Here is a 16,673-nt window from a genome sequence, read left to right as displayed (position 1 = left end):
CGGCGCGGGGGCCGCGGACGGCACGGCACCGGGCCGCGCCGCCGGGTCGGTCGGGCCCGCGACGACGGAGGCCGGGCGATGAGCATCCGGACGCTGGTGGTCGACGACGACGCGCACGTCGCGGGCGTCCACCGCGAGTTCGTGGAGCGCACGCCGGGCTTCCGGCCCGTCGGCGTGGTGCACCGCGGTGCCGAGGCGCTCGGCGCGATCGCCGCCGGCGGCGTCGACCTCGTCCTGCTGGACCTCTACCTGCCCGACGTCCACGGCCTGGAGGTCTGTCGTCGGCTGCAGGCGGGCCAGGGCGAGCGGCCCGACGTGATCGCCGTGACGGCCGCCCGCGACGTCGCCACGGTGCACCGCGCGGTCGGCCACGGCGTCGTGCAGTACCTCGTCAAGCCGTTCTCCTACGCCACGTTCCGCGACAAGCTCGAGCGCTACGCGGCGTTCCGCAGCACCGTGTCGGCGGGGGCCCGCGAGGCGGACCAGGGCGCGGTCGACGCGCTGCTGGGCGGTCTGCGCGGCTCGTCGGCGCCGGCGCTCCCCAAGGGCCTGTCGCGTCCGACGTACGACCTCGTCGCCCGGACGCTGCAGGCCGCCGACGGCGAACCCTCGGCCGTCGAGGTCGCCGACGCGTGCGGCATCTCGCGGGTGACCGCCCGCCGCTACCTCGAGCACCTCGTCGGCGAGGGCCGGGCCGAGCTGTCGATGCGCTACGGCAGCTCCGGCCGCCCGGAGCACCGCTACGGCTGGGCGCGCTGACCCGGCGGGGACCCGGACGTCGTCACGACGATCGTCGGCGTCGCGCCACCGGGCGCCCGGACGGCGACCGCCCCGAGGTGCGCCGGTCCCGCGTCGACGTCCAGGACGTGCAGCCCGTCGGCCGTGACGCCGCGGTCGCCGGGCCACGCGGTGCTGTGCGCGTCCAGCGGCTCCGCGAGACCCAGGCCGCGGGCCTTCATCGCGGCCTCCTTGCGGACCCAGCAGCGCAGGAGCGCGGCCCGGCGGTCCCCGGACGCGGCGACGAGTCGCCGCTCGTCCGGGTGCAGCTGCGACGTCAGGCCCTGCAGGTCGGCGTCCGGGCGGTCGCACGGCTCGACGTCGACCCCGACCTCGTCCGCCGCCAGCGCCACGGCCGCGAGCCTCGCCGCGTGGCTCAGCGAGACGTGCAGGCCGGGGGCCTGCGGGAGCAGCGGCCGCCCGTGCGGGCCGCCGCAGGACGGGCACGGTGCGGCGCCCAGGACGACCTCGCCGAGCGCCGCGCCGAGGTGCGCGGCGACGATCCGCCGCAGCCCGACGTGGGCGACGAGGTACAGGTCGCGGTCGACGGGTCGCCGGAGCGCCGCGGCCTTCTCGTGCTCCTCCGCCGACAGCACGTCGGCGGCGCGCCCGGCCGCGGCGACGGACGCGGCGGTGACCGGGATCAGGTGGAGGCGGACCTCGCCGCGCCGGGGCGGCGGGACCATCCCGGCCGATCGCGGTCCGGTCGTCGGCCCCGCGGTCCGGTCGTCCGCGCCCGTCGACCCCGTGGTCCCGCGGTCGCCCGGGCCGCTCATCGCTCCCGCGCCGAGGCCCAGGCGCCCCAGAGCTGCGCGTAGGGACCGCCCGCGGCGACGAGCTCGTCGTGCGGACCCTGCTCGACGACCCGGCCGGCCTCGAGGACGACGACCCGGTCGGCGGTGGCGGCCTGCGTGAGCCGGTGCGCGACGACGAGCGCCGTCCGGCCGGCGAGGGCCCCGTCGGCCGAGCGCTCGAGCTCCCGGGCCCCGGCGCTGCCGGACTCCGCGGTGGCCTCGTCGAGGACCGCGACGAGCGGGTCGCGCAGGACCAGCCGCGCCAGGGCCAGCTGCTGGGCCTGGGTCGTGGTCGGCTCGCGACCGCCCTCGCCGACGACGGTCGCCAGCCCCTCGGGCAGCGCCGTGACCCAGCCCTCGGCGCCGACGGTGCACAGCGCCGCGAGGAGCTCGTCGTCCGACGCGTCGGGGCGCGCGAGGCGCAGGTCGTCGCCCAGCGTGCCGGCGAAGACGTGGACCTCCTGGGTGACGAGCAGGACGGTGTCGGCCGCCCGGCTGGGCCCGAGCTCGTCGAGCGTCGCGCCCCCGATCCGGATCGCGCCGCGCGTCGGGCGGTCGATCCCGCAGACCAGCCGGGCGAGCGTCGTCTTGCCCGCGCCCGTGGTGCCGATGAGCGCGACCCGCTCGCCGGGCGCGATCCGCAGGTCGACGTCGTGCAGCACCGGGTGCCCGGGGACGTGCTCGTGGCCGACGCCGTGCAGGACGACCTCGCCGTCGCGCGGGGTCGCGGGATCGGCCGGGTCCTCGGGCGGCTCGATGCTCGCCACGCCGACGAGGCGGGCCAGCGCGGTCGTCCCCTCCTGGATCTCGTCCACGAGCATCAGGAGCGTCCCGATCGGGTCGAACGCGCGGTGGAAGTAGAGCGCGCCGGCGGTCGCGGTGCCGACGCTGATCGTGCCCGCGTCGACGAGCAGGAACCCGGCGATCACGACCGCCGACAGACCGACGAGCTCGGCGCCGTTGAGCTTGGGGAACATCCGCGCGAGCAGCCGGAACCCGTGCAGCGCCTCGTCGCGCGCGGCGCCGGAGGTCTCGCGGACGCGGTCCAGGCGGGCGCCGCCGATCCGCAGGGCGCGGGAGGTCGGTGCGCCGGCGAAGGCGTCGAGCAGCTGCTGCGTGCGCTCGCCCTCGAGGATCCGCTGCCGCCGGTAGACGGGCACCGCGTCGCGCAGGTAGGCGCGCAGCGCGAACACCTGGATCGGCGCGGCGGCCAGTGCCGCGAGGGCCAGGCGCCAGTCCAGGACGACGAGGCCGATCACGGTCAGCCCGACGGTCAGGCCGGCCCCGGCGATCGTCGGCACGGTCGCGGAGATCGCCCGCGAGACGATCTCGACGTCCCCGCCGATGCGGCTGAGCAGGTCGCCCGAGCCGGCCCGCTCGACGCGCCGCAGCGGGATCCGCAGCGCCCGGCCGACGACGCGCTCGCGCAGGTCGGCCAGGACGGACTCGCCCAGCCGCACGACGAGCTGGCCGCCGACCCCGGTCAGGAGCGCCTGGACGACCGCGGCGACGAGCAGCAGGCCCGCCGCGACGGCCAGGTCGCCCGTGCCGCGGTCGTCCGTGACGATGTCGACGACCAGGCCGAGCAGCGGCGGGACCGCGAGGCCCGCGGCGGCGCCCCCGACGAGGACGAGCAGCGACGCGATCGCGAGCACCGGGCGGTCGGCGACGAGCCGGCCGACGACCCGGCGCGCCTCGCGCGGGTCGGCCGTCGGCAGCAGGTCGGCCGTGGCGACGGGTCGGCCGCCGTCGGGACGGCCCGCGGTGACGGGGGCGTCCGGGGCGCTCACGAGAGCACCGCCGCGCGGTAGGCGTCCTCGCGTTCCACGAGCTCCGCGTGCGTCCCCTCGGCCAGCACGCCGTCGCCGCCCAGGAGGACGACGCGGTCGCAGGCGGCCAGGAGCGACGGGCTCGTGGCGACGACGACGGTGGTCCGACCGTCGCGCAGGCGCCGGACGCCGGAGGCGATCCGCGCCTCGGTCACCGCGTCGACCGCGGTCGTGGGCTCGTGCAGGACGAGGACCGGCGGGGCCGCCGCGAGGGCGCGGGCGAGCGCGACGCGCTGGCGCTGACCGCCCGAGAGGGACCGCCCGCGCTCCCCGACCTGCCCGTCGAGGCCGCCGGGGATCGCGCGCACGGCCTCGTCGGCGCCGCTGGCGTCGAGGACCGCGTCGAGGTCGAGCCCGGCCGCGGCGGCCGCCAGGACGTTGTCGCGCACGGTGCCGGAGAACAGCGCCGCGTCGTGGTCGGCGACGAGGACGAGGCCGCGGGCGGCGTCGAGGGCCAGGTCGGAGGTGGGAGCACCGTCGACCCGGAGCGCGCCGGGCGGGGCCTCGCCGCGGTGGGCGAGCAGGTGCACGAGCGCGGTGGAGACGGCGGGGTCGGCGGTCGCGACGCCCAGGTGCTCCCCGGGCGCGACGTCGAGGGCAGGGGTGCCGGCCGCGGTGGGGGCGACGGCGAGGGCGACGGCGGAGCGGGGCGGCGGGGCGTCGTCGTGGTCCGCCGAGCGCGGGTCGTCGCGGTCCGGGGCGGCGTCCAGGAGCGCCGAGACGCGGTCGGCGGCGGCGCGCGACTCGGCCAGCAGGGTGCTCGCGAACGCCAGGCGCTGCAGCGGGCCGACGAGGAACTGGGTCAGGCCGACCGCGGCGACGAGCTCGCCGATGCTGATCGTGCCGTCGAGGGCGAGCCGGCCGCCGACCCACGCGACGACCGCCAGGAACGCGCCGCTGATCAGGACGTTCGCGCCGAGCAGCAGGTTCTGCGCGACCCCGGCCCGGACGGCGGCGTCCAGCGCTCGACGGCTGGCGACGCGGTAGCGCTCGGCGCCGGCGCGCTCGGCGCCGATGCCCTTGAGCACCCGGAGGCCGGAGGCCAGGTCGGTCGCCACGCCGGCGGCCTCGGCGGCGCGCGCCTGGTCGACGCCGCTGCGTCGCTCGAGCGGGCGCGCGAGGAGCTGCAGCGCGTAGAGCAGCGGCGGCGTGCCGAGCAGGACGAGCAGCCCCAGCGGCAGCGACGTGGCCAGCAGCACCGCGGCGGTGACCACGATCGCGGCGATCGCGGCGCCGCCGACGCTGACGGCCTCGAGGACGTCGACCGTGCGCCGCGCGTCGGACCCGGCGACCGTGACCTGCGCCCCGGCGGACCCGCCGACGTCGGACCGGACGGCCCCGGGGCGGGGCGGGGCGGCGATGCCCGCGGCGGCGAGGATGCGCCGGGCCAGCGCGGTGCGCAGGTCGTGCTCGCCGTGCTCGAGACCGCCGACGAGCGTCAGGAGCTGCACCCGGTAGGCGGTCGTGAGGACGGCGAAGAGGAGCGCGAGGACGACGATCCAGAGGACGAGCTCGCCCGCGTCGCGCCGCTCGATCGCGCGGTCGACGAGCACGCCGATCAGCACCGGGACGAAGGCCTCGCAGGTCTGGTGGACGACCCCGCCGAGGGTCGAGACGACGGCCGGGCGACGGCGCTCGCGCAGCACCTGGCGCAGCAGCGGTCGGCCCCCGGCGACGGGCGCGGCGGGACCGTCCGCCCCGGGGGAGAGGGCGGCGGTGGACACGAGGGTTAGGCTACCCTTGCGCCGCTCCGGAGGCAGTCCGGCCCGCCGCGATCTTCGTGTTAGGGTCGCCGAATGACTGGGACGTGCCCCCCCGAGCGCCCCGAGTCCCGTCAGGACGACGACCGGCATCGTCTCCTGGTGGAGCTCGCCACCGACGACCGCGTGGTGGTCGACGAGACGTGGCCCGCCGCCGTCCTGCGCAGCGCCGCCGACCGGCCCGACGCGGTCGCCGTCGTCTGCGAGGACCAGGCGTGGACGTACGCCGAGCTCGACGCGCGGTCCGCCCGGATCGCCCGCGAGCTGGTGCGTCGCGGGGTCGCCTCCGAGGACGTCGTCGGCGTCGCCGTGCCGCGCTCGTGCGACATGGTCGCCGCGCTGCTCGGCGTGATGCGGGCGGGTGCCGCCTACCTGCCGCTGGATCTCGACCACCCGGCCGAGCGCGTCGCCTACATGCTGCAGGACGCCGGGGTCCGCGCCGTCCTGACGACCGCCGCGCTGCAGGGCGACCTGCCTGCGGTCGACGGCCTCGGCGCCGTCCTGCTCGACGAGCTGCCGGAGGACGACGGCACCGACCCCGCCGCCCTCGCGGGCCCGGCGTCGATCCACGCGGCCGCCTACGTCATCTACACCTCGGGCTCGACCGGCCGGCCGAAGGGGGTCGTCCTCTCGCACGAGGGGATCGGCAGCCTGATCGCCACCGCCGTCGACCGCCTCGGCGTCGACGGGGACAGCCGGGTCGTGCAGTTCGCGTCCGTCGGCTTCGACGTCGCGGTCTGGGACCTCTGCATGGCGCTGGGCGTCGGCGGCCGCGTGATCGTCGTCCCGTCGGACCGCCGCGTCGCCGGCCCCGCGCTCACGAGCTACATCGCGCAGCACGGCGGGACCCACATGATCCTCCCGCCGTCGCTCGTCGGCGCGCTGCCGGACGACTGCACGCTGCCCGACGGGGCCGTCCTCGTCGTCGGCACGGAGGCCGTCCCCGCCGCCGTCATCGCCCGGTGGGGCGCGCGGCTGCGGGTGGTCGTCGCCTACGGGCTGACGGAGGCGACCGTCAACTCGACCCTGTGGGCCGCACGGGCGGACCACGAGGGACCGGTGCCGATCGGCGTGCCGGACCCCAACACCCGCTGCTACGTCCTCGACGAGGCGCTCGAGCCGGTGCCGGTCGGCACCGAGGGCGAGCTCTACGTCGGCGGGCGCGGCCTGGCCCGCGGCTACCTGGGGCGGTCCGCGCTGACCGCCGGGCGGTTCGTCGCCGACCCGCACGCCGCGGCGGCCGGGATCCCCGGCGCCCGCATGTACCGCACGGGCGACCGCGCGCGGTGGCGGCCCGACGGGGCGATCGACTTCCTCGGCCGCGGCGACGGCCAGGTCAAGGTGCGCGGCCACCGCGTGGAGACCGGCGAGGTCGAGGCCGCGCTCGTGCGCCACCCCGGCGTGCGGCAGGCCGCCGTCGTCGTGCGCGAGGACGCGGCGTCGGGCGGCCCGGCCGTCGCCCGGCTCGTCGGCTACGTCGTCCCCCGCGACGCGGCCGACGCCCCGGACCCGGCGGTGCTCCGCGACCACGTCGCCGCGGCGCTGCCCGCCGCGATGGTGCCGTCGGCCGTCGTCCTGGTCGAGGGGGCGCTGCCCCTGACCCCGAACGGCAAGCTCGACCGCGCGGCCCTGCCCGCCCCGGACTTCTCCGCGCTGGCCGGGGACGACGCGCCGCGGAACGAGCGCGAGCGGGTCGTCGCCGAGCTCGTCGCCGCCACGCTCGGGCTGCCGCGCGTCGGCATCCACGACGACTTCTTCGCGCTCGGCGGGGACAGCATCGTGGCGATCGGCCTCGTCGGCCGCGCCCGCGAGGCGGGGCTCGTCCTGCGCCCGCGCGACGTCTTCGACCGCCGCACCCCGGCGGGCCTGGCCGAGGTGGCGCGCGAGGCGCACGGCACCGTCCACGACGACGACGGCGTCGGCCACGTGCCCGCCACGCCGATCGTGCACTGGCTGCGCGAGCTCGGCGGCGACATCGGCGCTTTCCACCAGGGCGTCCTGCTGCGCGCCCCCGCGGACCTCCACGACGAGGGCCTGCGCACCGTCGTCCAGGCGCTGCTCGACCACCACGACCTGCTGCGCGCCCGGCTGCACCGCCGCGACGGCTGGAGCCTCGACGTCCTGCCGCGCGGCGCGGTGGCGGCGGTCGACGTGCTGCACCGGGTCGACGTGGGGGAGGAGCCGGGCGCCCTGCGCCACGCGACCGCCGCGGCCCGCGAGGCCGGTGTCGCGCGGCTGTCGCCCGACGCCGGGAGGACCATCGACGTCACCTGGCTGCGCCCGGCCGACGACGGCGAGGGACGGCTGCTGGTGCTGATCCACCACCTCGTCGTCGACGGGGTGACCTGGCGCGTCCTGCGCGAGGACCTCGAGCGGGCGTGGACCGCGGTCGTCGAGGGACGCGGCGTGACGCTCGCCCCGGTCGCGACGTCCTTCCGCACCTGGGCGCGACGCCTGCAGGCCGCCGGCACGACGGGCGCCCGGCGCGACGAGCTCGACCTGTGGCGCGAGGCCGCCGCGACCCCCGACCCGCTCCTCGGCGACCGCGCGCTGGACCCGGCGCGCGACCTCGTCGGGGGCTCCGGCGCCCTCGAGGTGCGGCTGGGTCCGGACGACGTCGAGCCGCTGCTCGGCCGCCTGCCCGCGAGCTACCGCGGCACCGTCAACGACGTCCTGCTCACCGCCCTGGCCGTCGCCGTCGACCGCTGGCGGGCCACGCGCGGCGTGGCCGGCGCGGGCGACCCCGTGCTGGTCGACCTCGAGGGCCACGGGCGCGAGGACGTCTTCGAGGACGTCGACGTCGCCCGCACGCTGGGCTGGTTCACCACCGTCTTCCCGGTCCGCCTGGCGCCGGGGACGGTCGACTGGGCGTCGTTCGTCGATGGCGGCGACGCGGCCGGCGACGCGCTGCGCCGCGTCAAGGAGGGCCTGCGGGCCTTCCCCGACCGCGGTCTCGGCCACGGCGTGCTGCGCCGCCTGGACCCCGTCACCCGCGACGGGCTCGCCGCGCCGGGCGACCCGCAGGTCCTCTTCAACTACCTCGGCCGCTTCGGCGTCGAGGGCGACGGCCCGTGGACGCCGGCGCCCGAGGAGGCCCCGCTCGTCGACCTGCGCGACCCGGCGATGCCGATGGCGCACGTCCTCGACGTCGACGCACTCGTCTCCGACGCCCCCGACGGGCCGCACCTGCGGGCGACCTTCTGCTGGGCCGCCGGCGTGCTGGACCACGAGCGCACCGCCGAGCTCGCGGACCTGTGGCTCGAGGCCCTGCGCGGGCTGGCCCGCCACGCGGCCCTCGTCGGCGAGGTGCCGCTGGCGCCGTCGGACGTCCCGCACGTCGATGTGGACCAGGCCGGGCTCGACGAGCTCTCCGCGCTCGTTCCCGACCTGCAGGACGTCCTCCCGGCGACCGCGCTGCAGGAAGGCCTCTACTTCCACGCCGTGACCGGCGACGACGGCGTCTACGTCGTCCAGCAGGCGATCGACCTGGAGGGACCGGTCGACGCCGCCGGCCTGCGCGGTGCGCTCGAGGCGCTCGTCGCCCGCCACCCGGCGCTGCGCACGGCGCTGCATCAGCGCGAGGACGGCCGCGTGGTGCAGCTCGTCGCGCGCACGGTCGAGGTGCCCTGGCGGGAGGAGGACGCGGCCGCGGCCGGTGACGACCGCGCCGCGGCCGAACGCGAGGCGCGCGCCGACGCGGTCGCCGCCGAGGAGCGCGACGCCGGATTCGACCTGGAGCGCCCGCCGCTCGTGCGCGGTGCGCTCGTCCGCCTCGGACCGGACCGCTCGCGTCTGCTGCTGACGCTGCACCACGTGATCTCGGACGGCTGGTCCGAGGCCGTGCTGCTCGACGACCTCGTCGCCGGGTACGCGACGCCGTCCGCCGCGTCCGTCGTCGGCGGCACGAGCGTCCACCGCGACTACGCCGCCTGGGTCGCCGCCCGCGACCGCGACGCCGCCCGCGACGCGTGGCGCACCGCCCTGGCCGACCTCGACGGACCGACCCGCACCGTCGCCGCGGACACCACGCCGACGACCGTGCGCTTCGACGTGGCCGCCGCGGAGCTCGACGAGGAGCGCACCGCCCGCCTCGTCGCCGCGACGCGCGCGCTCGGCGTCACGCCGAACACCGCCGTCCAGGCCGCGTGGGGCCTCGTGCTCGGCCGGCGGACCGGCCGCGACGACGTCGTCTTCGGCACCACGATCTCCGGCCGACCACCCGAGGTCCCGGGCCTGGACCGCGCCGTCGGCCTCTTCATCAACACGCTGCCGGTGCGCGTCCGTCGCGCGCCCGACGACACGCTCGCGGGGCTCGTCGGCCGCCTGCAGGACGAGCAGGCCGAGCTGCTGGACCACCAGCACCTCGGCCTGGCCGAGATCGGCCGCCTGGCCGGGCACGCCGAGCTCTTCGACGCGCTCTACGTCTTCGAGAACCACGCCCGGGCGGCCCCGGAGCGCGACGTCACCGACGACGTGCGCATCACCGGCTTCGCGACCCGCGACGCGGACCACTATCCGCTCACGCTCGTCGCGACACCGGGCGAGCGCCTGTCGTTCCTGCTCAAGCACGACCTCGACCACGTCGACGTCGCCGCCGGTGCGCGCCTCCTCGGCGAGGTCGTCGCGGTGCTCGACGCGCTGGCCACGACGCCCGAGGTGCGGGTGGAGGACCTGGACGGGACGGGGGCGGCGGGGTCGGAGTCCGTCCGCGCACTCGGGACGGGTGCGCCCGCGACCGCTCCTGCCGCGGCCACCCTGCACGAGGCCTTCGCCGCCCAGGTCGGGCGGACGCCGGACGCCGACGCCGTCGTCGCCGACGACGCGCGCCTGAGCTACGCCGGGCTCGACGCCCGCGTCGCCGCGCTGGCCGGCCGGCTGCGCGACGCCGGGGTCGGCCGGGGCGCCACGGTGGCGGTGACGATCCCACGCTCGGCCGAGCAGCTCGTCGCCCTCCTGGCGATCCACCGCGCGGGCGGCGCCTACCTGCCCGTCGACCCGGAGTACCCCGAGGAGCGGCGCCGCCTGCTGCTGCAGGACGGCGGCGCGCGCGTGCGCGTCGAGCCGGGGGAGGACGGTCGCGCGGTCGTGGTGGGTGCCGTCGCGACGGGCGACCAGGCGTCGTCCGACGTCGACGCCGGCCCCGACGATGCGGCCGCGATCCTCTACACGTCCGGCTCGACCGGCCGTCCGAAGGGCGTCGTCCTCACCCACCGGGCGCTGGTCGCGTACCTGGCCTGGTCGCAGGAGCAGCACCCGCTGGAGGCCGGGGACCGGATGGTGGCCAAGGCGTCGATGAGCTTCGACATGGCGCTCGCCGAGCTGCTGGCGCCGCTCCTGGTCGGCGCCGCGGTCCTCGTCGCACCCCCCGGCGCGCAGCGCGATCCCGCGCAGATCGCGGCGCTGGTCCGCGACGAGGGGGCCACGACGATCTGGTTCGTCCCCTCCATGCTCGGGGCCTACCTGGCCGTGGCCGAGGAGATCGGCGACCCGACCGCCTGGTCGGGCCTGCGCCGCGTGCTGGCCGGTGGCGAGGCGCTCACGACGGACCTCGCCGAGCGCTGGCGGACCGTCACGGGCGTGCCGCTGCACAACGTCTACGGCCCGACGGAGACCGCGGTGCAGGTCTGCCACTGGACCCCGGCGCCGGCGCCGGCGCCGGCGGACGACGCCGACGGCCGCGACGTCGTGCCGATCGGCCGGCCGCTCCACGGTCTGCGCCTGCACGTCCTCGACGACCGCCTGCGTCCCGTGCCGATCGGGGTCGACGGCGAGCTCCACGTCGCCGGCGACCAGCTCGCCCGCGGCTACCACGACCGCCCGGCGCTGACCGCGGCGCGCTTCGTCGCGGAGCCCGGGGGCCCGGCCGGCTCGCGGATGTACCGCACGGGCGACCTCGTCCGCTGGGCCGCCGACGGGGCCCTCGAGTTCCGCGGCCGCACCGACCACCAGGTCAAGCTCCGCGGCAACCGGGTCGAGCCGGGCGAGATCGAGGCGCGGATCGCGCGCCTGGACGGCGTCGCGCAGGCCGTCGTGGTCGTCCGTGACGACGCCCCGCGGCTCGTCGCGTTCGTCGTGCCGGCCCGCGACGGCACGACGCCCGCGAACGGACATCCCACGCCCGTCGGCGACGTCGCGCCGGAGCGCCCCGCGACCGCCGACGAGGCGCGGACGCTCCTCGACCCCGAGGCCCTGCGCCGTGCCGTCGAGGCCGTCCTGCCCGCGGCGCTCGTCCCCGACGCGTTCGTCGTCCTGGACGAGCTGCCGCTCAGCCCCAACGGCAAGGTCGACCGGGCGGCGCTGCCCACCCCGTCGCGCGGGAGCGGACGACCGACAGGACCGGCTGCGACGGCCGACGCGGATCCGGCGGCCGGGGCGGCGACGTCCACGGTGGCCGCCCCGACCGGTCAGGGCGACGCGGCGCGCGTCCCCGGGGCGAGGACCCACGCCGTCGCTGTCCTGCGGGAGGTCTTCGCCGACGTCCTGGGCCTCGACGAGGTCGGGTCCGAGGACGACTTCTTCCGGCTCGGCGGCGACTCGATCCTCTCCATCACCGTCACGATCCGGGCCCGCCGCCGCGGCGTCCACGTGCAGGCCCGCGACGTCTTCCGCCACCGCACCCCGGCGGCGCTCGCCGCGGAGGCGCGCGTCGAGGATGCCGACGGTGCGACGTCGGACGAGGGCGCCGCGGGCGACGGAGTGGCCCGCGACGACGCCGGTCGGCACGCGACGCCCGGCGGACGCGCCGCGACCGCGACGCCCACCGGCGCGCCCGCGGACCCCGACGACGGCGTCGGCCCCGTCCCGCTGCTCCCGATCGTGCACCGCCTGCGCGAGGCCGGCGGCACGATCGACCGGTTCGCCCTGTCGATGCTCGTCACCGTGCCCGCCGGGGCGACCCGCGACGAGCTCGCGGCGACCCTGCAGGCGGTCCTGGACCACCACGCCGGCCTGCGGCTGCGGCTGGACCGCCCGCACCCGTCCGCCTGGGCGCTCGAGGCCTCCGCGCACGGCGGCGTCGTCGCCGCCGACGTGCTCCGGCGCGAGGACGCCGCGGCCCTGACCGCCGACGCGCTCCGCGAGCTCGTGACGTCGACCTCCGACGCGGCCGCCGGTCGCCTCGACCCGCAGGCCGGCCGGATGCTCGACGCGGTCTGGCTCGACGCCGGCCCCGACGCCGACGGCCGACTCGTGCTCACCGTCCACCACCTCGCGGTCGACGGGGTCTCTTGGCGCATCCTCTTCGAGGACCTCGCCGTCGCCTGGGACGCGGTCCGCGCCGGCACGACGCCGCGGCTCGAGCCCGTGACCACCTCGCTGCGTCGCGCGGGCCGGGCCGCCGCGGAGGCCGCCGGCACCCCGGACCGCCTGCGCGAGCTCGCCCACTGGGAGGCGGAGCTCCGGCCCGGCGCCGAGCTGGTCCCGCGGGCGGACGCGGCCCCGCCCGGCGCCGGCCCGTCCGACGTCCCCGGCGCGGACACCCCGTCCGCCGGCACCACCGCGTCGATCGTCACCACCGCCGTCGAGGTCGGCCCCGCCGACACCGCCGCGCTCCTCACCGACGTCCCGGCCGCCACCGGCTCCGACGTCACCGAGGTGCTGCTCGCCGCGCTCGGCGTCGCCGTCGCCCGCTGGCGTGCCGACCGCGGCGACGCGTCCGCGCCGCTGCTCGTCGACCTCGAGCGCCACGGCCGCGACCCCCTGGCGCCCGACGTCGACCTCTCCCGCACCGTCGGCTGGCTGACGAGCGTGCAGCCCGTCCGCCTGCCCGACGTCGACCCCGCCGACGTGCTCGCCGCCCTGCGCGGCATCGTCGACCGGGTCCGTGCCGCCCCCGACCACGGCGCCGGCCACGGGCTGCTGCGCCACCTGGACCCGCAGGGCGCGGCCGTCCTGCGGGGCACGGCGGAGGCCCAGGTCCAGGTCAACTACTTCGGTCGCTTCCCGGCGGCCACGGGCGCCCCGTGGACCCCCGCGGCGGAGCAGGACGCGCTCGTCCCCGGCGGCGACCCGGGCCAGCGCCGACCGCACCTGCTCGAGCTCGACGTCGTCGGCGAGGAGCGCCCCGGCGGGACCGTCCTGCGCGCGACGTTCTCGCGCACCACGGACGACCTGGGCGACGGAGACCTCGCCGTCATCCGCGACGGTTGGGCGACCGCGCTGCGCGAGCTGCGCGCCGCGGCGGACGGGATCGTCCCCGAGCTGCGCGCCGCCGACCTGCGCACGGTGGGGCTGACGCAGGACGAGCTCGACCTCGTCGTGGACCGCAGCCCCGTCCCGGTCGACGACGTCTGGTCGCTCGCGCCGCTGCAGGAGGGGCTCTACTTCCACTCGGTCTTCGACGCCGGCGACCTCGACCCGTACACCCTGCAGACGGTCTACGAGATCGACGGCGGCGTCGACCTCGACCGCCTCCGCGCGGCCTGCGCGACGCTGCTGCGCCGCAACGCCGTGCTCCGCGCCGCGTTCCAGTCCGACGGGCTGCCGCGACCGGTGCAGGTCGTCGGCCGCGCCGTGTCGATGCCGATCCGCGAGCTCGACCTTGCCGACCGCACCCCCGAGAAGCGTCGCGCCGAGCTCGAGCGGACCCTCGCCGCCGACCGCGCGGAGCGCTTCGACCTGGCCGCCCCGCCGCTCTTCCGCATGCTCGTCGTGCGCCTGGGCGACGGCCGCGACCGGCTCGTCGTCACGAACCACCTCGTCCTCTGGGACGGCTGGTCGCAGGGCCTCTTCCGCGACGAGCTGCTCACCCTCTATGCCTCCTCCGGCGACGACGCGGGGCTCGAGCCGACGGGCTCCTACGCCGACCACCTCGCGTGGCTCGCCGACCGGGACGTCCCCGCCGCCGAGGAGGCCTGGCGGACCGCGCTGGCCGGCTTCGAGGAGCCGACGCTGATCGGGCCCGCGGGCCGCACCGACCCGGTGCTCCCCGAGAGCCGCCGGACCGCGCTGACCGCCGCCCTGACGTCGCGGCTGACGGACGCCGCCCGCGACGCGGGCGTCACCCTGAACGCCGTCCTGACCGCCGCCTGGGGCCTCGTCCTGGGCAGCACGCTGGGCCGCGACGACGTCGCCTTCGGGGTCACGGTGGCCGACCGCCCGGCCGAGGTCGACCGCGTCGAGCGGATCCTCGGCCTCTTCATCAACACCGTCCCCGACCGCGTCCGCCTCGATCCGGCGGAGACCGTCCGCGAGCTGGTGCGCCGTCGGCAGGACGAGCGGACCGCGCTGATGGGCCACGAGCACCTCGGCCTCGGCGCGATCCAGCGCGCCGCGGGGACGGGCTCGGGCGCGCTCTTCGACACGCTCTTCGTGCTGCAGAACTTCGGCGGCGCTGACGACGCGTCGCTGCAGGCGCTGCGCGAGCGCCACGGCGCCCAGGTCGTCGCCGGCGTCGACGCGACGCACTACCCGCTGACGCTCGTCGCGACTCCGGGACCGCGCCTGCGCCTGCTGCTCGACCACCGTCCCGACGTCCTCGACCGCGACGCCGCCGAGACGATCCTCGCCCGCTACGTCGCGGTGCTCGAGCGGTTCGTCGACGACCTCGACGCGCCGACGGCCCGGATCGACGTCCTGCTCGACGCCGAGCGCGCCGAGGACGAGGCCGCGTGGGCGCTGGCCGACCGGGAGGTTCCCGACGACACCGTCGCCGAGCTGCTCGCCGCACAGGCCGAGCGCACGCCCGACCTGCTCGCCCTCGTCTCCGGCGACGAGCGCCTGACCTACGCGCAGCTGAACGACCGCGTCCACCGCTTCGCGCGCCTGCTGCTCGAGCACGGTGCCGGCCCGGAGGCGACGGTCGCGCTCGCGCTGCGCCGCTCCTCCGACGCCGTCGCGGCGCTCTTCGCGGTCCTGGCGACGGGCGCGGCGTACCTGCCGATCGACCTCGACCACCCCGCCGAGCGCATCGCCCTGATGCTGGAGGACGCCGCCCCGGTGTGCGTGCTCACGACGAGCGGCGCGGCGGCGGCGCTGCCGGACGACGCGGCGGTGCCCCGCGTCCTCCTCGACGACCCCGCGGTGGTCGACCGCCTGGCCGGGCTCTCCGGCGCCCCGCTCGACGACGACGAGCGCCCCGGGTTCGCGCCCGGCACGCCCGGCCGGCTCGAGCACCCCGCCTACGTCATCTACACCTCCGGCTCGACGGGTCGGCCGAAGGCGGTGGTCACCCCGCACCGTGGCCTGACGAACATGCAGGTCAACCACCGCCAGGCGATCTTCGAGCCCGTGATCGCCGCCGCCGGCCGTCGGCTGCGGATCGCCCACACGGTCTCGTTCGCGTTCGACATGTCGTGGGAGGAGCTGCTCTGGCTCGTCGAGGGCCACGAGGTGCACGTCTGCGACGAGGACCTCCGTCGCGACGCCGAGGCGCTCGTCGCCTACTGCGACGCGCACCGCATCGACGTCGTGAACGTCACCCCGACCTACGCGCACCACCTGTTCGACCAGGGGCTGCTGGACGGGCGCGAGCACCTCGCCCACCGCCCGGCCCTCGTCCTCCTCGGCGGCGAGGCCGTCTCCGACGCCGTCTGGACCCGGCTGCGCGAGACGGACGGGACGCTCGGCTACAACCTCTACGGGCCGACGGAGTACACGATCAACACGCTCGGCGCGGGCACGGACGAGAGCGCGACCCCGGCCGTCGGGCGGCCGATCCTCAACACCCGCGCGCACGTCCTCGACGGGGCGCTCCGGCCCGTGCCGCCCGGCGCCCCCGGCGAGCTCTACATCGCCGGGATCGGCCTGGCCCGCGGCTACCACGACCGCGCGGCCCTGACAGCCGCCCGGTTCGTCGCCGATCCGTTCGGCGCCCCCGGCGAGCGGATGTACCGCACGGGCGACCTCGTCCGGCGCCGCGCGGACGGGATCATCGACTTCCTCGGCCGTACGGACGACCAGGTGAAGATCCGCGGCCACCGCGTCGAGCCGGGCGAGATCGAGTCCGCCCTCGACGACCTGCCCGGGGTGGCGCAGGCGGCCGTCGTGGTCGACGCGGGGGAGACCGGTGAGGCCGACGGCGCCGCGTCCCAGACCGACGGCGCGACCGCACCCCCGGCCGCCCGGCTGCTCGGCTACGTCGTCCCGGAGGGCGACGCGCCGGACGATCTCGGCGGGCGCCTGCGCGACGCCCTGAAGGACCGCCTGCCCGAGTACATGGTCCCGGCGGCCGTCGTGGTCGTCGACGCCCTGCCGCTGACGATCAACGGCAAGCTCGACGTGCGGGCGCTGCCGCGGCCCGAGCTCGACACGGGTGGAGCGGGCGGCGAGCCGACCACACCGGACGAGGTGGTGGTGGCCGAGCTCTACGGCGAGGTCCTGGGCCTCGAGCGGGTCGGCGTGGAGGACTCGTTCTTCGACCTCGGCGGCCACTCGCTGCTCGCCGTCCTGCTCGTCGGCAGGGCGCGCAAGCGCCTCGACGTCGCGATCAGCGCCCGCGACGTCTTCGAGCAGCCGACCGTGGCGGGCCTGGCGGCACGGCTGACGGCCCGGCGCGAGGAGGGGACGGGCTGACG

The 16,673-nt window shown here is 77.8% G+C and carries 4 protein-coding genes and 1 pseudogene; 2 read left to right on the top strand and 3 right to left on the bottom strand.

The genetic code is table 11. The features are described from left to right. Positions 1 to 78 precede the first annotated feature (78 nt). Positions 79 to 759: a response regulator gene (locus tag Q7T67_RS05455; RefSeq protein WP_304786789.1), complete on the top strand. Its 681-nt coding sequence runs from the start codon at positions 79 to 81 to the stop codon at positions 757 to 759. Here Q7T67_RS05455 and Q7T67_RS05450 read toward each other — a convergent pair. The 3 genes from Q7T67_RS05450 to Q7T67_RS05440 form a co-directional block, all read right to left on the bottom strand. Beyond that, positions 741 to 1,463, bottom strand: coding sequence for a 4'-phosphopantetheinyl transferase superfamily protein (locus Q7T67_RS05450; protein WP_304786787.1), 723 nt, complete (start codon positions 1,461 to 1,463; stop codon positions 741 to 743). The genes Q7T67_RS05455 and Q7T67_RS05450 overlap by 19 nt on opposite strands. An 86-nt stretch (positions 1,464 to 1,549) precedes the next feature. Then, entirely contained in the window at positions 1,550 to 3,361 is a 1,812-nt protein-coding gene (locus tag Q7T67_RS05445; RefSeq protein WP_304786785.1) for an ABC transporter ATP-binding protein, read from the bottom strand. Continuing rightward, a complete protein-coding gene (locus Q7T67_RS05440) occupies positions 3,358 to 5,124 on the bottom strand; it encodes an ABC transporter ATP-binding protein (RefSeq protein WP_304786783.1) in 1,767 nt (588 codons plus the stop codon). The genes Q7T67_RS05445 and Q7T67_RS05440 overlap by 4 nt, the downstream gene beginning before the upstream one ends. A 138-nt stretch (positions 5,125 to 5,262) precedes the next feature. Between Q7T67_RS05440 and Q7T67_RS05435 the strand changes: the two are divergent. Further along, a pseudogene (locus Q7T67_RS05435) lies at positions 5,263 to 16,671 on the top strand (amino acid adenylation domain-containing protein); the annotation flags it as partial. Positions 16,672 to 16,673: the final 2 nt, after the last annotated feature.

Source organism: Patulibacter sp. (assembly GCF_030655195.1).
In the GTDB taxonomy this organism is placed as follows: Bacteria; Actinomycetota; Thermoleophilia; order Solirubrobacterales; family Solirubrobacteraceae; genus Patulibacter.
This window is presented reverse-complemented; position numbering and strand designations above follow the sequence as displayed.